The 18,083-nt window shown below is 40.2% G+C and carries 17 protein-coding genes, 2 tRNA genes and 1 pseudogene; 6 read left to right on the forward strand and 14 right to left on the reverse strand.

All coding sequences use genetic code 11. From position 1 onward, the window contains the following. Positions 1–7 precede the first annotated feature (7 nt). Both argS and AC1M9H_RS11720 read left to right on the forward strand, forming a co-directional pair. Positions 8–1,798 (forward strand): arginine--tRNA ligase, encoded by a 1,791-nt coding sequence (gene argS, locus AC1M9H_RS11715; protein WP_481610225.1) that lies wholly within the window; start codon positions 8–10, stop codon positions 1,796–1,798. 132 nt (positions 1,799–1,930) lie between these two features. Continuing rightward, complete coding sequence (locus tag AC1M9H_RS11720; protein WP_035268975.1) at positions 1,931–2,539, forward strand: SPOR domain-containing protein; 609 nt, start codon at positions 1,931–1,933, stop codon at positions 2,537–2,539. Between the two features lie 47 nt (positions 2,540–2,586). Here AC1M9H_RS11720 and AC1M9H_RS11725 read toward each other — a convergent pair whose 3' ends face one another. The 6 genes from AC1M9H_RS11725 to AC1M9H_RS11750 all read right to left on the reverse strand — a co-directional run bounded on the left by AC1M9H_RS11725 (position 2,587) and on the right by AC1M9H_RS11750 (position 8,249). After that, on the reverse strand, positions 2,587–3,198 hold the full coding sequence (locus tag AC1M9H_RS11725) for an alpha/beta fold hydrolase (protein WP_481613453.1): 612 nt from the start codon (positions 3,196–3,198) through the stop codon (positions 2,587–2,589). 1 nt (position 3,199) lies between these two features. Further along, the gene (locus tag AC1M9H_RS11730) at positions 3,200–3,841 is read right to left on the reverse strand and encodes a glutathione S-transferase family protein (protein ID WP_092767910.1); all 642 of its coding nucleotides are present in this window, start codon (positions 3,839–3,841) and stop codon (positions 3,200–3,202) included. A 136-nt stretch (positions 3,842–3,977) separates the two neighbouring features. Next, positions 3,978–4,376 (reverse strand): OsmC family protein, encoded by a 399-nt coding sequence (locus AC1M9H_RS11735; RefSeq protein WP_035268969.1) that lies wholly within the window; start codon positions 4,374–4,376, stop codon positions 3,978–3,980. Positions 4,377–4,398: 22 nt separating this feature from the next. After that, complete coding sequence (locus AC1M9H_RS11740; RefSeq protein ID WP_481613454.1) at positions 4,399–5,349, reverse strand: pirin family protein; 951 nt, start codon at positions 5,347–5,349, stop codon at positions 4,399–4,401. Positions 5,350–6,030: 681 nt separating this feature from the next. Then, positions 6,031–7,599 (reverse strand): glutamine-hydrolyzing GMP synthase, encoded by a 1,569-nt coding sequence (guaA, locus tag AC1M9H_RS11745; RefSeq protein ID WP_481589363.1) that lies wholly within the window; start codon positions 7,597–7,599, stop codon positions 6,031–6,033. Between the two features lie 233 nt (positions 7,600–7,832). Further along, positions 7,833–8,249, reverse strand: coding sequence for a DoxX family protein (locus tag AC1M9H_RS11750; protein WP_481613455.1), 417 nt, complete (start codon positions 8,247–8,249; stop codon positions 7,833–7,835). Between the two features lie 198 nt (positions 8,250–8,447). Between AC1M9H_RS11750 and AC1M9H_RS11755 the strand changes: the two genes are divergently transcribed. Further along, complete coding sequence (locus AC1M9H_RS11755; RefSeq protein ID WP_035268957.1) at positions 8,448–9,095, forward strand: DedA family protein; 648 nt, start codon at positions 8,448–8,450, stop codon at positions 9,093–9,095. A gap of 73 nt (positions 9,096–9,168) precedes the next feature. On the opposite strand, the gene AC1M9H_RS11760 is transcribed toward AC1M9H_RS11755, so the two are convergent. The 5 genes from AC1M9H_RS11760 to AC1M9H_RS11780 form a co-directional block, all read right to left on the reverse strand. After that, positions 9,169–9,759: a LysE family translocator gene (locus tag AC1M9H_RS11760; protein ID WP_092767920.1), complete on the reverse strand. Its 591-nt coding sequence runs from the start codon at positions 9,757–9,759 to the stop codon at positions 9,169–9,171. A 199-nt stretch (positions 9,760–9,958) separates the two neighbouring features. Then, on the reverse strand, positions 9,959–10,348 hold the full coding sequence (locus AC1M9H_RS11765) for a hypothetical protein (RefSeq protein WP_481593780.1): 390 nt from the start codon (positions 10,346–10,348) through the stop codon (positions 9,959–9,961). Positions 10,349–10,383: 35 nt separating this feature from the next. Further along, positions 10,384–11,220 (reverse strand): ParA family protein, encoded by an 837-nt coding sequence (locus AC1M9H_RS11770; RefSeq protein ID WP_481613488.1) that lies wholly within the window; start codon positions 11,218–11,220, stop codon positions 10,384–10,386. Positions 11,221–11,299: 79 nt separating this feature from the next. Beyond that, positions 11,300–11,692, reverse strand: coding sequence for a SirB2 family protein (locus tag AC1M9H_RS11775; RefSeq protein WP_481613456.1), 393 nt, complete (start codon positions 11,690–11,692; stop codon positions 11,300–11,302). A 26-nt stretch (positions 11,693–11,718) separates the two neighbouring features. Then, entirely contained in the window at positions 11,719–12,027 is a 309-nt protein-coding gene (locus AC1M9H_RS11780; protein ID WP_035268950.1) for a BolA family protein, read from the reverse strand. A 227-nt stretch (positions 12,028–12,254) separates the two neighbouring features. Here AC1M9H_RS11780 and AC1M9H_RS11785 point away from each other — a divergent pair. From AC1M9H_RS11785 to AC1M9H_RS11795, 3 genes are all read left to right on the forward strand, one after another. Beyond that, positions 12,255–12,327: transfer RNA gene (locus tag AC1M9H_RS11785), tRNA-Gly, on the forward strand. Between the two features lie 47 nt (positions 12,328–12,374). After that, positions 12,375–12,450: transfer RNA gene (locus AC1M9H_RS11790), tRNA-Gly, on the forward strand. Positions 12,451–12,721: 271 nt separating this feature from the next. Continuing rightward, positions 12,722–14,092 carry a phosphohexomutase domain-containing protein gene (locus AC1M9H_RS11795; RefSeq protein ID WP_481613457.1) on the forward strand — a complete coding sequence of 457 codons (1,371 nt, stop codon included), beginning with the start codon at positions 12,722–12,724 and terminating at the stop codon, positions 14,090–14,092. Between the two features lie 39 nt (positions 14,093–14,131). Here AC1M9H_RS11795 and galE read toward each other — a convergent pair. The 3 genes and pseudogenes from galE to AC1M9H_RS11810 all read right to left on the reverse strand — a co-directional run bounded on the left by galE (position 14,132) and on the right by AC1M9H_RS11810 (position 18,071). Beyond that, positions 14,132–15,113, reverse strand: a pseudogene (gene galE / locus AC1M9H_RS11800) (UDP-glucose 4-epimerase GalE). A gap of 28 nt (positions 15,114–15,141) precedes the next feature. Then, complete coding sequence (pgi, locus tag AC1M9H_RS11805) at positions 15,142–16,815, reverse strand: glucose-6-phosphate isomerase (protein ID WP_481613458.1); 1,674 nt, start codon at positions 16,813–16,815, stop codon at positions 15,142–15,144. Continuing rightward, the gene (locus AC1M9H_RS11810; RefSeq protein ID WP_481613459.1) at positions 16,815–18,071 is read right to left on the reverse strand and encodes a nucleotide sugar dehydrogenase; all 1,257 of its coding nucleotides are present in this window, start codon (positions 18,069–18,071) and stop codon (positions 16,815–16,817) included. Before AC1M9H_RS11810 ends, pgi begins: the two co-directional genes overlap by 1 nt. Positions 18,072–18,083: the final 12 nt, after the last annotated feature.

Below are 18,083 nucleotides of genomic sequence, written 5' to 3' on the forward strand. Positions count from 1 at the left end.
ATAAATTATGAATACGGCAATACAAGCAGCTCTCGATCATGCAGTGCAATCTCTTCAAGCTGAAGGGGTCCTCCCATCTGACTTTAACAACAGCGGAAACTTAACGCGAACCAAAGACCGAAGCCATGGTGACTTCGCTTCGAATATCGCAATGATCGCGTCTAAAGCTGCAGGTATGAAGCCTCGTGATTTAGCAGAAAAAATTCTTGCTGCACTGCCAGAAGTTGCGGATATCAGTAAAGCGGAAATCGCTGGTCCTGGTTTTATCAACTTTTTCTTGAATGCAGACCAACGTTTTGCTGTTCTTGATGCTATTCAGGCACAAGCTAATGATTTTGGTCGTACACAAGTAAATGCTACGAAAAAAATCCAAGTTGAGTTTGTCTCTGCGAACCCGACATCAAGCTTACATGTGGGTCACGGTCGTGGCGCAGCATATGGCATGACGGTTGCGAATTTACTTGAAGCAACTGGTGCTACAGTGGATCGTGAATACTATGTGAATGACGCTGGTCGTCAAATGGATATTTTAGCGACGTCTACTTATCTACGTTACCTTGAGTTAACTGGTCAAACATTAGTATTCCCTAAAAATGCTTACCAAGGCGACTATGTCAAAGAAATCGCACAAAGCATTATTGATCAAGACGGCGATGTATATGTTCGCCCTGTAGCTGATGTTTATAAAGATGTGCCAGAAGATGTGCAGTATGCTGAAGAACTTGATGCCGAAGGTAACAAGGTTGTAATTTCTGGCGATAAAGAAAAACACATTGATGGTCTAATTTTTAACTCGCAGACGTTAATAGGTGAAGGTTATCGCGTTTTTCATCAAGCTGCGTTAAAAGCAATTCTTGATGATATCAAAGATGATCTTGGTGAATTTGGTGTGACTTTCAACCAATGGTTCAGTGAAGCATCATTGACTGAAAAAATTGAAGAAGCATTACAAACACTTGATCAACGCGGCTTCCTCTATGAGAAAGATGGCAACATTTGGTTCAAATCAACAGAATTTGGTGATGAAAAAGACCGTGTTGTAAAACGTCGTAATGGCCAAACCACTTACTTCGCTTCTGACATTGCTTACCATCTGAATAAACTTCAGCGTGGTTATACTGACATTATTGATATTTGGGGTTCAGACCACCACGGTTATATCGCACGTGTAAAAGCGGCGATTGATGCGATGGGATATGACTCAAAAAAACTGACTGTGTTATTAGTACAATTCGTCAGCCTATGGCGCGGTGGTGAGATGGTTCAAATGTCATCTCGTTCAGGTCAATTTGTCACATTGCGTGATCTACGTAAAGAAGTCGGCAACGACGCTGCTCGCTTCTACTATGTCATGCGTAAGTCTGAACAGCACATCGACTTTGATCTAGATCTCGCGGTTTCTCAAAGTAAAGACAATGCGGTGTATTACATTCAATATGCTCATGCACGTATTTGTCGTATGCTAGAAAAAGCAAGCAGCTTGAACATCAACTTCGATGCGACCACTGCGCGTGGTTTTGCCGCAAAGCTTGAATTAGAAGCTGAAACTGAAATCTTAGCAAAACTTGCAGCATACCCTGAAATTATTGCACGTGCTGCAAACAGCCATGAACCGCATCAAGTAGGTAACTACTTAAAAGAACTTGCAGCATTGTTCCATGGTTGGTACAACGAAAATAAAGTACTCGGTGATGATGCTGATCTGACCCAAGCACGTTTGTTGTTATCGGTAAATGTTCGTCAAGTCTTGAAAAATGGTTTAGAGCTTTTAGGCGTTTCTGCACCTGAAAGCATGTAAGTCATCGAAGGTGAATCTTTTTAAAAGATTCACCTCTTTAGACTTTTATTATTGAAAAAAATGAGATAAAAACTCCATGTGATGGTAATCCAATTTTCCATTGCATGATCTTAAAATAAGAGAGGTTTCCAAGTGTTTGGAAAAACGCAGCGTGGTGTATCAGAAAGACCTAACAAACCTAAACAACCATTAATACCAAAATGGTTAGGTATGCTTGTTCTGATTTTAATTGTACTGAGTTTTGCCGTAGCCTTAATGCTATGGAAACCGTGGGCGCCAGTCCAACCCAAAAGCAATGATATTCAATCTGAACATTATCAAGAAGATACGAATAAAGATTATCGCTTCTACGATTTATTGCCTCAACAACAAGTGACTCCAATCCCCGATCAAGCTGTACCTGAAAATCAGCAAGTGAACACCGCACCTGTCATCGTGGAAGCACCTGTGGTTGCTGATGCTACAACGACAGAGGGTGAACTGATTGAAAATGCAGAACCTCAACCCGTAGCGAGTAGCTACCTTTTACAAGTCAGAAGTTATCCAGATCCAGATAGTGCTGATGCACGTCGTGCTGAAATTATTCTCAACGGCTTATCTGCAGATGTCATTAAAACCACGGAAGGCGGTCAAACCTGGTATCGGGTTGTCTCTGGACCTTATGACTCTCAAGAAGCTGCTGTCATCGCTCAGCAAACCCTACAACACAGCGGTATTGATTCAATCGTTGTAAAACGATAATCATAAAAAAGGATGCGATTAGCATCCTTTTTTAGTCTAGAGCAAACCTAAAATTTTGCTAAGTAGCGTTGGATAAAAGAAATACACTCTGACGCATAAACTTTAGCTAAATCATGTTGTCCGTTCGGGATCACATTCAGCTCTGAATACTTAAAAGCGTGATTTAAATACTCACCTACTGCGACAGGACTAATGTCATCATCTCCGCCCCAGATTAATAGTACAGGACATTCAATTTCAGCAAGCCGTTCATCTAATTTGGTTTCATCATCAATAAACCAGTGCGGCACTTCATATTCATTTTGATATTCTGCACGCCAATCTTTAACATGAAATGGTGTTAAATCAACGCCACCTGACGTAGCGACCAACACCAAACCTTGAATCAATTTTGGATACCTCAACGCCGCTTGAACAGCAATGACCCCACCCATAGATTGAGCGATCAGAATACTTGTGCGCTGAAGATGATCAAATACATAATCTTGTAAATCTGACATTGAATTTACATGTGGATGATCAGGATATTCACCAAAACTGGGATAAGCAATGATGTGCGTGTCGTACTCAGATTCAAAATGTGATTGAACAGGTTTCCAAAATGCAGTACTGCCAGATGCTCCGGGCAGGAAGATTAATTTCACTGCCTGATCTGCCATCTTAATCACCACCCTTGATGACCGCTCGCTGATAAGCAGGTCTTTGTTTTATGCGTTTTACATACGCATGAATGTTCGGATATTTTCCATTTAAGCGCTCATCCATCGCGATTAAGGGAAAACTCATTTGGATATCTGCAAATGAAAACTGAGATATAAAAAATTCATGTTGCGCCAAATGCTGTTCTAAAAATTCAATATGTTCAGCGAGACGCGGTTGTATAAATCCATCAGTCACCCCATCAATAATTTTATTGGCAATTGGTCGAATCACAAAAGGTACTTTAGGAGGTACAAACGAGAGAACTAAGGTCATCACTAAAAGTGGCATTAATGAGCCTTCAGCGTAATGCATCCAATACTGATATTGTGTTAAGTCCGGCTGTGACTGGGGTTTAAATTGATGCTGAGTATCATAGCGATCTGCCAGATAGTCTAAAATCACCGCCGATTCTGCGATCACTAAATTATCATCAGTAATCACTGGTGATTTCCCCAAAGGATGAACCTTCTTCAATTCTGGTGGAGCGGCGTAAGTTGGCAATCTTTTATAATGTTGAATTTGGTATTCAGCACCCAACTCTTCTAGCGCCCAAATAATTCTTGAAGAACGTGATTTTTCTAAATGATGTAATGTCAGCATAAGACCACCTAATTTTATTTCTCTCTATATAGCCATTTTGAATAAAAAAAAGACATCCTGCTTTACACAAAATGTCTTCTTTTTAGCTGTAAATTACAAAAATACAGAATGTTGATGCCTATTAAGTTGTCTATATTTAAATAATTGTTGTTTTAATTTCGACACTTCTGAGCATTGTTTTAGTAACTGGTGTTTTTTGGCACACATTTAAAACTTTTTCTTGTAGCGCTTCATCCAAGTTAGTTTTAAAACTTAAACGACGCTCAATCCATTCCTGCCCTTCCTTATTGGCTTTAAAATCTGCCTCGACACTAAATTCGCCTAAATCCAGTCCTTTATGCTCAGCATACATCCGTAATGTAATCATTGTGCAGGAAATTAATCCTGAACAAATAAAATCATACGGTGCAGGCCCACGATCTAAACCTTGGAATGATTCAGGTTTATCGGTGAGAAATGTGTGCTGACCAGATTGAATTTCACCACCCCATTTTTCAGGTAGTGTGGTGACCTTTGCATTTGCGATCGTTGCCATTTTATTTTCCTTCTTTGTCTTATTATTTAGATGGACGCATGCTATCAGGCAATATCGGAGCTTTCAAACGCTCGCCTTGGTATGATGGAATTGACCCAAAACGTGGATCTTCTGCTATCCATTGATCACGTGCAATTTTGATTTCTTCTTGCGTACGTCCAACGAAATTCCACCATAATAAAATTGGCGACTCAAATGGCTCACCGCCCAAAAGCAGTACACGACTCTTGTCATGGATTTCTACTTCCACATATTCTAGCCCTGGCTCTAAAATCACCATATTGTCTTCATCTAAATGATGACCATTAATAGTTGCTGTACCTTCAAGCGACATGAATCCATATTCATACTTTGGATTTAAAGGTAAACGTGCCTTTGTGGCTGCTTGCGCAAATAAATCAACACCTAAAAGCTCAGTATGTACTTTGACTGGTGATACTGTATTTAGATACTCACCGACCAATACCGTAAATTCGATACCTGACTGATTGACGACGGGTAATTCTGGATAGTGGTTAAAAGCTGGATCGATGGTAAGTTTGTCATCAGGCAATGCAATCCAAAGTTGTGCAGCATGCATTTTTGTTTCATTCGCTGGCGCGACTTCAGTATGTGAAATACCTCGACCTGCTGTCATGAGGTTGACTTGCTTGGGCTGAATCAGCTGATCTGTTGTCCCTAAGCTGTCGCTATGCAACATGGTCCCTTCAATCATCCAAGTAAAGGTTTGAAGACCAATGTGTGGATGTGGTCCAACATCTAGACCTTGTCCAGCTTCAAATGTCACAGGACCTGCATGATCTAAGAAGCACCATGCGCCAATCATACGCTTATGGCGACTTGGTAAAGCGCGTTTGATCACTGTTCCTTGACCAATTTCTGCACGGCGCAGTGGAAATTCCTGAATAAATTGGTTGGCGTGCTTTTCACAGTCTTCTGAATGAGACAATTCGGTATAAGTATTATTGGTCATGTTGTTATCCTAAAAGTTTGGCAAATGGCTATCTTTGTTATAGATATTAACAAGGTCATGCAAATTGAACCACCTTAGACTTAATACGCTGAATACTATAGGTAGGACAATTAGAGTTTTGTATGTATTAAAAATAGAATGCTTGCCCGCCCTTGATTTAATTGTTTTGGAAATAACTGCGATAAAGGATACTCATGCTCTAATGTATAAATAATTTTATCCAATCCAAATTGATCTGCTGTTAGATCAACTATATATCTACTTCTTACATTTAAAAGCCAAGCATGACTTTCTGTTTCCTTTATATTTTTTCCTAAAATATATTGAAATTCACCTTATCCTTTAGATTCTAAGTAAGTAGCAATCAAATTGCTTGCCTTGCCACAACAAGAGTTTGGGAAATTTCTTAAAACAACGTTATTTGGGCTAATGACTTCCTATGCTTTACGTATTTTGACTAATTCTTCAAACATAGAATTCTTCTGAATTAAATTTTAGATAATAAATAGAAAGGACGCCTAAGCGTCCTTTTTTATTGGATGTACCTTTTCAGGTACTGCCGCTCACGCAGCGCTTGGGGTAATTCAAGCGGACAGCCATGCTGTCCGAAATCCCTCACTGCCGCGAGCATAGCTCTTGGCGTAATTTAGGCAAGAAACGTTGTTTCTTGAAAGCCCTAAATTACTCCCATTCAATCGTAGCTGGTGGTTTAGACGATACGTCATAAACAACACGTGAAACTTCTGCAATCTCGTTCATGATACGCGTCGAAATTTTATCAACAAGATCATAAGGGAGATGTGCGAAACGAGCCGTCATAAAGTCAACCGTTTCAACCGCACGAAGTGCAATCACCCATGCATAACGACGACCATCACCGACTACACCCACAGATTTTACTGGTTGGAATACAGCGAATGCTTGTGCAGTTTTGTCATACCAACCACTTGCACGAAGTTCTTGCATGAAGATGTCATCGGCTAAACGAAGAATGTCAGCATACTCTTTCTTCACTTCACCCAAGATACGAACACCAAGACCTGGTCCTGGGAATGGGTGACGATAAAGCATCTCAAATGGTAAACCTAAAGTCGTACCTAAACGGCGTACTTCATCTTTAAATAAATCACGAATTGGCTCAACCAATTCAAAAGCGAGATCTTCTGGTAAACCACCCACGTTATGATGTGATTTTATCACATGCGCTTTACCTTGTTTGCTTGCAGCAGATTCAATCACATCAGGATAAATCGTACCTTGCGCAAGGAAGTTTACACCGTCAAGCTTACGTGCTTCTTCAGCAAATACTTCGATGAACTCACGACCAATGATTTTACGTTTTGCTTCAGGATCAACTTCACCTGCCAAAGCATCAAGGAAACGTTGTTCAGCATCAGCACGAATCACACGGATACCCATGTTTTTCGCAAACATTTCCATCACTTGATCCCCTTCATTTAAACGAAGAAGACCATTGTCAACGAATACACATGTCAATTGATCGCCAATTGCTTTGTGAAGCAATGCAGCCACAACAGATGAATCTACACCACCTGAAAGACCAAGAAGAACCTTCTGATCACCAATCTGTTCACGTAATTGTTCAACACGCAAATCAATGATGTTTTCAGAATTCCATAGGCTACGGCAACCACAGATCTTTTGTACAAAGTTCTCAAGTAACTCTTTACCTTTAGCAGTATGGGTTACTTCAGGGTGGAACTGGATACCGTAGAAACGACGAGCTTCGTCAGACACCATTGCCACTGGGCAGCTTGGTGTACTTGCAGTAATTTGGAAACCTTCTGGAATTTGAGTCACTTTATCGCCATGACTCATCCATACTTTCAATTTGTCTGCTGAATCTTCAAGATCGCCAATTAAAGCATCACGTACTTTAATATCGACTTCAGCATAGCCAAACTCATGAACTGTACCCGGTTCAACTTTACCGCCCAACTGAGCAGACATCGTTTGTAAACCGTAACAAATACCCAATACTGGTACGCCTAAGTTAAACACAACTTCTGGCGCACGTGGGCTGCCTTCAACGTGAACACTCTCAGGACCACCTGAAAGAATAATCCCTTTTGGATTAAATGCGCGGATGTCCTCTTCCGACATATCAAAAGCATACATTTCAGAATATACGCCTGATTCACGTACACGACGTGCGATCAATTGGCTATATTGAGAGCCGAAATCCAAAATCAGGATACGATCTTCGGTAATTTGAGTATTGGTAGTCATGATAACAACTATGAAAGGCTAACGAAGGATTAGCGCGCTATTCTATCATTTTTATTAAGCTTTCGCACACTATTCAAATCTCTCTATATTTCAATACATTATTATTAAATAATGTCTTTTTATTCAACAATTTCAGTCGATTGCTTTGATCATACAAGCTTTGGCGTTACATTCAGATCACGATGCAGCAGGTGAATAATTCTCTCATTTCACCTGCATTGCGTATTCGTCATTTATTTTTCAAAACGCTGATCCACACTCCATTGACCTGCACCATGCAATACGAGAAAGATTAGACCACCCGCCATAGCAAAGTTTTTCATGAAATGTATCGAATCTTCAGGCGTACCATGAAAAATAAATGCGGTAACTAAACTGAAACCAGCTAAAGCTGCTGCAAATAATCGTGCTTGCACCCCAAACAACAGTGCTAAGCCTCCCCCCAGTTCAACCAAAATGGTTATTGGCAATAATGCACCTGGCACACCCATCGCTTCCATATATCCAACTGTCGCGCTATAACCTGCGAGTTTGCCCCATCCCGCCACAATAAAGATATATGCTAAAAGGACACGTGCGACGAGGGTTAAAGTTGCATGCACTGTGAGTTGAGCAACAATTTTTTGAATCACTTGATTTGGATTAAACATTGGGCTGACCTATCTATGTTTTGTTTTTGGTAATGACTCTAGATTAGTAGCTTTTATTTTTAGGATATATAATCAATATAAAGAATCAGCGTTGCATAATCAGAACAATCATTCACCTATAATTTAAATCAATTGACTACTGACATCAGCGCCGTTGGCTGTTAGCATTTGAACACATTTTTGCTCAGTTCACCCCTCATGGATTTAATCGATTTTATTCTGCATGTAGATGATCATCTACTTGAATTTATTACCAATTATGGCATTTGGATTTACGGAATTTTATTCCTGATTATTTTCGTAGAAACGGGCTTGGTGGTCATGCCTTTTCTACCCGGGGACAGTTTACTGTTTGCAGCAGGTGCTTTAGCAGCCTCAACAGGTGCAATGGATCCGTGGCTTTTGGGCGTCTTGTTATTCACGGCAGCAGTATTGGGTGATACCTTAAATTATCATATTGGAAAATATATCGGACCACGTGTTTTTGAGATTGAATCTCGATTTATCAATAAAAAACATTTGGTTTATACGCAAAAATTCTTCGAAAAACACGGCGGTAAAACCATTATTTTTGCGCGTTTTGTCCCATTCGCGCGTACATTTGCACCCTTCGTCGCTGGTGCAGGAAGCATGAACTACAAATACTTCATTACTTACAATGTCGTTGGTGCTTTCTTGTGGATTTCTTCGTTTATCACCTTGGGTTACTTGTTCGGTAATATGCCGATCGTGAAAGACAATTTCACCCATTTAATTTTCGGAATCATTATTCTAAGCGTATTGCCGGGGATCATTGGCTTTATTCGCCACAAGTTTTTCCCAAAGAAAAATCCCGAAATGATGTAATGATCTTAGACTTCAAAAAGCAGATTCTCCACCAAGAATTTGCTTTTTTTATCACTACAAAATATTGAATGGCTTAGAAAAATCCAATAATGACAGGTAACATACTGAGCATAAGTAACATGGCAGAACCTTTGTATAAGCGATCTGCGCTGACCACCGTCTGATTCCCTGCCAAGACTTTACGACCAAAATACATCCAAAATAAAGCACATGGAATTAAACATAAGGTGAATACACCCAAAACTAAAAAATAGTTTTGAAAAGAATCCCAAGTCCATGCTGGAAAAATACCAACTGCAAACAAAATAGATTTTGGATTTTTCAGAGTCGATTTAAAAAGATGACTGCGACTCATTCGAATGTTTTTTTGGCTCAATTGCTTAAGGTGTGAAGCTTTCCATAAATGAAAAGCCATCCAAATCACATAAACTGCACTCACCAAATGTAAGATATGAATCAGCATCGGCCAAATTGGTAGGGTTAAATGCACCAACAGTGCCCAAATGCTAATGCCGTAGATATAACCCAGTAATTCAAGAGGTACGAAATAGAATGCTTTTAATACGCCATGGTGATGTGCTGCGCTAGCCAATAATGCATTGGTTGGACCGGGAATAAGTAATACCGCGAACACTGCAAAAATATAAAGCCAACTTTCTACCATAGATTAAAATCAGAGATTTAGAGGAGGCACACCTTAAACGAAAAACGAATTTAAAGACAAGTTTTTAAAGTGAAGGAATGATGAATGTCGCGTCTATTTTCAGTTAATAATTTTATAAAATATTGATTTTAATAAATTTACATTGAAACATTTTGCTAAAAAAAAGCTGCTCAAGCTCAGTTTGAACAGCCCTTTTAAATTACTGAGCTTGCTGTTGACGCTTAGGAACATAAGGACAATTTTTAAATGTTGCCGCTTGTGAGATCGCATCTTGCTCACCATATAATCGCGACAATTCAGTATTTTTGGTATTCGATGACTGTCCCATATTGACGGAAACTGAAGGACCAAAGCCCCAACCGCCACGGCCCCAGCCACCACCAACACCTAGACCAACGCCAACACCTGTACGTTTAGGCGGTTGTACACCATTATTGATGTACTGCTGAATACGATTGAATTCAGCACCAAGTTGTACACAGTTCAATGCTTGATATTGCGTCGGAGAAACATAACTCGGTTTAACCGTTGTCGCACAAGCAGTCATCAATACAGCAACCGTACCGAATGCACTAAGTTGCATGACCATTTTCATCGCGCGTGAGTTCATACTCTTCTCAAATCTTATTTATTCTCGATTTCATTGAACAATGATTGGTAGGCCTGCGTCAATTTATGATCTGTATTTAAATAGATTAACGGCATATTTTTATGATGAGACTCTTTCATTAATACCGACGGTGGCAACATCGCATTGAGCACAGGTAGTTGTTCATCTCTAAGCTGCTGTACCACTTCACGAGGAAGCTTTGCTTGCGCTTGAAACTGGTTAACGACGATACCTTCAATTTCCAATCGATCATTATGATCATCTTGAGTTTCTATAATGTTTTCGATCAACGTGTTTAAGGCACGCTTAGAAAAGACATCACAATCGAATGGAATCAACACTCGGTCTGCTGCAATTAATGCCGACAAAGTAAAAAAATTAAATGCAGGCGGTGTATCGATATAGATCCGATCATAAGTCCCTGCTAGATGCTGAATCGCGTCACGCAGCTTATAAATTTTATGTTTGGATTCGAGACTATGCTCTAAAGCACCAAGCGAGGGACTTGCCGGCAAAACATCGAGAGATGGGAATGGTGACTGATGTATATAAGCTTCTAAGCCTTTATTTTTATTTTTGAGCAAATTTCCAATGGCTTGACCAATCAAACCTTTGCTGGACTGATTCGCCAATACACCTTCGAAAAAATTTTCAATATTGGGTTCTAGTGCAGGTTTATCGACATTATAAGTCGCATCATCCCCCAATAGATACTGACTAGAATTGGCCTGAGGATCGAGGTCAATGACAAGCGTCTTAAAACCCTGATGTGCACTGAGTGCAGCCAAGTTTACCGTAATACTGGATTTACCAACGCCACCTTTTTGATTAAACACCACACGTGTATGCATCATTCCCTCTAGGCTCAATTCATTCTATGAATCAAGTTTAACCTAGAGGGGTGAGAGCCTAAGCGATTGTGTCTAACAATTAACCGAAAGTTGGCTTAATCATCACGATGCCAATAATAGCCATAAATGCGACACAACTAATCAATACTCCCGCACGACGTTGAATTAACAGTACAGACGCATCTTGGCGATATGCTTTAATTAATGAAGATAACATCACGATCACTAAGACCACTTTGGCATAGAACCAAGGCTGAACTTGAAAATTATTCAAAGACAGTAAAATCAAGCCTGTCCCAATGACCAAAGTAAATGCCAAATGTTGAAGCGCAACATAAGCCTTACGTCCTTTCGGATTGGGTTGTTGATTTTCGACGCCAAAATATAAGGTTGTCGCACGTGCTAATACAGCAATGATCAACAAGAGCAAACTCGACATATGCACGATTTTAATGACTAAGTGTGTATCCATTGCAGCCACTCTCCTACTTTTAAAATTTAAGCTTTCGGTGCATGTGCACATTCAGGACTATTTGGCGCTTGACCAGTCCATTCAGTTGGCACATAAGCATGAATCGCCAAAGCATGAATCTTTCCTGGACTCAATAGGTCACCCGCCAGTGCATATACTTTTTGATGGCGTTGTACTAAACGTAAGCCTTGAAACACTTCACTTACAACAGTGACTTTAAAATGCGATTCTTTACCAGGGAAATAGCCACCATGACCTGATGACTCATTCACCACGTCCAAGTGCACAGGAGACAATTGTTGTAAACGTTCAATTAATTGTTGCTCTAAAGTCATGCTTACATTCCACACGCATTCATTGGTTGCCAGCAGTATACCGTGAAGTTTTAGAATAAAAAGTAAATAAACCACACAGCCATTGGATAGATGCGCTATGATGTTGAGCTTAAGACCTATCAAAAATTAAGCGAAATACATTGAAATGCTTTAATTTTATTCAATCACACGATATTTTTTTATAAAGTTGTTGACCCTGATTTTTCATGCTGTATTATACACGGCATGCGGGAATAGCTCAGTTGGTAGAGCATAACCTTGCCAAGGTTGGGGTCGGGAGTTCGAGTCTCCTTTCCCGCTCAAAATTTTTTCATTCAGTTTTTTCACTTAAAAAATTGATAGACTCCGCGGGAATAGCTCAGTTGGTAGAGCATAACCTTGCCAAGGTTGGGGTCGGGAGTTCGAGTCTCCTTTCCCGCTCCAGATTCAAAAAAGCCCTGATCAATATCAGGGCTTTTTTATTATTAAATTTTTATAAATTCAATTTTTTACATTCAATAAAGTTTCACTACATTTTTTCCAAAAAAATTCATCCACTTATGAGCGCTGCTTGATTTACAACCAACAATAAGCATCATAACGTAAATTAATTTACTGAATTTAAATGTAATTTTTCATCTCAACCCATGCCGTACTTAGATCAAAATCGCTATAATTTTCGTATTCAATTTGCTCAATAGATTAGAACCTTAACATGGAAAAATTAACCTGTTTCAAAGCCTATGATATCCGCGGAAAATTGGGCACAGAACTCAATGAAGATATCGCATACCGTGTTGGACGTGCTTATGGCGAAATTTATCAACCTCAAAAAGTGGTAGTCGGTTGCGATGTTCGCTTAACCAGTGAAGCACTTAAACAAGCTACAATCAATGGCCTGAATGATGCAGGTGTTGATGTTTTAGATTTAGGCATGACTGGGACTGAGGAAGTTTATTTCGGTGCATTCCATCTTGATGTGCAAGGCGGGATCGAAATAACAGCCAGCCATAACCCGATGGACTATAACGGCATGAAGCTTGTACGTGAAAATGCTCGTCCGATTGGTGCAGACTCGGGTTTAAAAGATATCCAACTTCTTGCTGAAAAAAATCAGTTCAAAGCAGTCGAAATTAAAGGCACAACTCAGCATTATAATATCTTGCCTGAATTTATTGATCATTTGATGACCTATATTGACCCTGCTAAAATCAAACCACTAAAACTCGTAGTCAATGCGGGTAATGGTGCAGCAGGTCATGTGATCGATGCGATCGAAGATAAATTTAAAACCTTGAATATTCCAGTCGAATTTATCAAAATTCATCATGAAGCGGATGGCAACTTCCCAAATGGTATTCCCAACCCTATCTTAGTTGAAAACCGTGCAAGCACCTCCGATGCTGTACTTCAACATCATGCTGACATGGGCATCGCTTGGGATGGTGACTTTGATCGTTGTTTCCTTTTTGATGAAAAAGGTCAATTCATTGAAGGGTATTACATCGTCGGTCTCTTGGCACAAGCCTTTTTACTGAAACAAAAAGGCGAAAAAATTGTGCATGATCCGCGTTTGGTGTGGAATACCTTCGATATTGTTGAACAGTATCAAGGTGAAGCTGTGCAATCGAAATCAGGCCACTCCTTCATTAAAGATAAAATGCGTGAACACAATGCAGTGTATGGCGGTGAAATGTCAGCGCACCACTACTTCCGTGATTTTGCCTATTGCGACAGTGGCATGATTCCATGGTTATTAGCAATCTCAGTTGTCTCTGAAACGGCAAAACCTCTCTCTGCTCTGGTTGAGGAAATGATTGAAAAGTTCCCTTGTTCTGGCGAGATTAACTTTAAAGTTGCGGACACAAAAGAAACCATTCAAAACATCTTTGATCATTTTGCTGACCAAAAACCCAAAATTGATGAAACGGATGGCGTCAGTTTAGATTTTGGTGCTTGGCGTTTAAATGTACGTGCTTCAAATACAGAGCCTTTACTCCGTTTAAATATTGAAAGCCGTAAAGACAAAAATCCAAAGCCGATGCAAGCTTATATCGATGAGCTCACTCAACTCATTCAGGCTTAAAACCGCATAAAAAATGGAGCGTTGTAACGCTCCATTTTTTTATTCACGATAGCCATTTGGATTTTGTTTTTGCCAATTCCAACTATCTGCCAACATATCTTCCAAATTCAATTTTGGCGTCCAACCCAATTCAGCAACTGCACGCGCATTATCTGCAAATGATGTTGCGACATCCCCTGCACTACGCGGTGAAAATTCGAAAGGAATCTCAATACCATTCACTTTTTCAAAGGTATTTTTAATTTGCAGCACCGAACAGCCATTGCCTGTCCCAATTCCAAGCACGACAGCCTTGTGCATTTAAACGATTTTCTAGTGCACATAAATGGGCATTCGCCAAATCCACCACATGGATATAGTCACGCACACCCGTGCCATCGACGGTATCGTAATCATTACCAAAAATTGATAGTTTTTCACGACGACCCACAGCCACTTGAGTCACATAAGGCATTAAGTTGTTTGGAATACCTTGTGGATCTTCACCAATTTGACCACTTTTGTGCGCACCGACAGGGTTGAAATAACGCAATAAAGCAATCGACCAACATGCATCTGCTTGCGCGAGTTTCTGCAATAACTGCTCAACGATCAGTTTGGTATAACCATAGTTATTACTTGGCATCCCTGTTGGCATTTCTTCATTGAGTGGAGAGACATTGGCTTCATCATAAACGGTTGCAGAAGAACTAAAGACCAACTTAAAGACTTGGGCACGTTCCATGGCTTTGACTAAGCTAATCGAGCCAGAAATATTATTCTCGAAATACTTCAATGGGATTTGCTGACTTTCCCCGACAGCTTTTAAACCAGCAAAATAAATCACGGCGTCAATCTGATGATCTTGGAAAATTTGATCCAAAATCGCTTGATCAAGAATATCACCCTCGATAAATTCTAAAGATTTAGAGGTTAAAGCTTGAACCCAATTCAAAGATTCTGGTGAGCTATTCGATAAATTATCCAGTACGACAACCTCATGCCCTGCATTGAACAACTCAACACAGGTAGGCGAACCAATCTAACCTGCACGACCCATCACTAAAACTTTAGACTTTATCTTTGCCTATCAATATTTGTATTAAACCTTGTGTCGACGCATCAAGCTTAGACAAATCGTTTTGTTCACCATTTAGAATCGGCAAGAGTTGATTGGCAATTTCTTTACCCTTTTCAACCCCCCATTGGTCAAAAGGATTAATATTCCAAATGACAGATTGCACAAACACTTTATGCTCGTACAAAGCAATCAACATACCCAAACTGTAAGGATTGAGCTCATCCATCAATATTGTCGTGCTGGGCTGATTACCTTCATATTGTTTATAGAGCGGTAAACCCTCAAGCTCTTGAGGATTTAAAGCATCATTGCCAAAAGCTAATAATCGTGACTGAGCTAAACAATTGGATAACGCGAGATAATGCTGTTGCTTGAGTGCCTCGGCATTATCCACATAGGTATATTGGTCACCGTTATAACGTTCAATGGGTGCTATAAAGTCACTACTAACCGCCTGTGTACCCTGATGCAGTAACTGATAAAAAGCATGCTGCGCATTAGGGCCGACTTCACCCCATACAATCGGGCAGGTATCTGACGTAGTTTTCTCACCATTGCGTTGCACAGATTTACCGTTGGACTCCATTTCCAATTGTTGCAAATACGCAGCAAAATATTTAAGTCGTCCATCGTAGGGTAAAACTGCATGGGTTTTCATTGCTAGAAAGTTAATATTCCATATTCCCAGTAATCCCATCAACACCGGAAGATTGTGTGAAAAATCGGTGCTTTGAAAATGCTGGTCAATCGCATAAGCCCCTGCGAGCAGTTGCTTGAACCCCTCCACGCCAATACTTAATGCAATAGGCAAACCAATACATGACCATAATGAATAACGACCACCCACCCAATCCCAAAGGAGCAGTTGATTTTCAAGGGAAATTCCCCATTCGGTCATTTTCTCAGGCTTGGTTGACACCCCAATAAAATGGTGTTTTAAAATGGTAAGCTCTTCACCCAATGCTTTTTCAAGCCACAAGCGCGCCGTTTGTGCGTTGGATAAGGTATCAATGGTGCCAAATGACTTGGAAGAAATAATAAACAGCGTCGTTTCAGGACGCAATTTATGCAGCAAGTCAGACAGCTGACTTCCATCCATGGTCGATACGAAATGCACATTCAATGGTTTTTGAGTGGTTTTCTTAAAATCTGATAGCGCATGGCTGACCATCAGTGGACCCAGATCCGATCCCCCCACCCCAATATTGACAACATCTTGAATCACTTCACCTGATGCACCACGATACTGACCCATATGTATCTTCTCAACCAAAGCATACATACGATCAAGTTGCTGATGTACTTGATTGGCGATCTGTGAATGTTCAGCATGATCTTGCGGCAAGCGTAATGCCCAATGCATGGCGGCTCGACTTTCGGTGTAGTTGATCCGCTCTTCAGAAAATAAGCGCTTAATCCAACCCGCTAAGTCACAGCTTTGGGCCAGATCAACTAAAGCATTAACCACAGAGCGATCAACACGCTGCTTACTATAATCAAAAATGAGTGGCTCGAAATGAATCGCACAATTTTGAAAGCGATTAGAATCTTGCTGAAAAAAATCACGTAAATGCTGACGAGTAATTTGTTTTTTTAAAAGCTCTAGATTAGAAAGCGCTTGTTCAACAGCGACTGAATTATATTCCTGATTTGGCTGTTCCATTAACGCCCTACTCCTTTATAAGCAAAGCCCTGCGACTTCAAATATTCAGGATTTAAAATATTACGACCGTCTAGAATTAAAGCATGTTGCATAGTTTTCTTAAGGATTTGATAGTTTGGACACCAATACTGTTTCCAGGCTGTGAGGATACAAAGCGCATGCGCATCATTTACTGCTTCATATTGATCTTGGCAATAAATTAAATCATCGCGCTGACCATATACCTTTTCAATTTCACTCAAGGCTTGTGGATCATGAAGTTTCACGATCACCCCTTGTGCCCATAAAGCTTTTAACATGGCATGAATCGGGGATTGTTGAATACTAGCCGTATTTTCTTTAAAAGAAGCCCCCCAAATCGTCACGACTTTGCCCTTAAGATCCCCTTGAAAATGATTCCATAATTTTCGAAAGAGGATTTCCTTTTGTTGTTCATTAATCTCCCAGACTTGTGCTAAGAGCTGACTCTTAACCCCGGTACCAGAAACAGTACTGGCCAATGTCTGTACATCATGAGAGAAATTTTCCCCGCCAAACCCTGCACTTGGGTATAAATAAGAAGGACCAATACGACTATCTGCCGCCAAGCCTTGGCGTACATGCTCGATATCAATGCCTAACTTCTCAGCGACAACAGCTAAATCATTGATATAACTGATTCTGGTCGCCAGCATGCCAGATACGCTTAACTTGGTAAATTCCGCATCTAACATTGGCATAAATAAATACTGTTGCTCACGTGGAAAGAGCGGTCGTAATAACTCTTGTAATACACGCTTAGCACGATCACTCTCACAACCAACGACCAGTTGTGAGGTTTGAGTCAGGCTACGTAATGCATTGCCCTCTTGGATTACATCTGGTACATACACCCAATCATCTTCAGGCAACAATTCAGCAAACTTTTGGGTTCCATGTAAACCCAATGTGGATGCATTAATCATTAATTTAGGATGACTGATTGTGCGTTGTTTGAGCGCTTTGAGTATTTGAATGCCTTGCAATTGCTCAGTCGGATTAAAACTAAAAAAATAGGCATCCACATCAAAGGGAATCGCTGCAAATGTGCAGTATTTTATTGCACCAGACTGATGTAATTTCTCAAGCAGCTGTTGTACAGATTGATCTTGAGCATATACCTGTTCCGATGCTGTTTTTTTTAAAAGATCACACCAGAAGACTTGATGGCCATATTCAGCCAACAATGCTGCCATAACCCCTGCATACAAGGTCTGACCAAATACTGCAATATTCATAGCGATACTCGT

Source organism: Acinetobacter sp. ANC_7512, assembly GCF_056779935.1.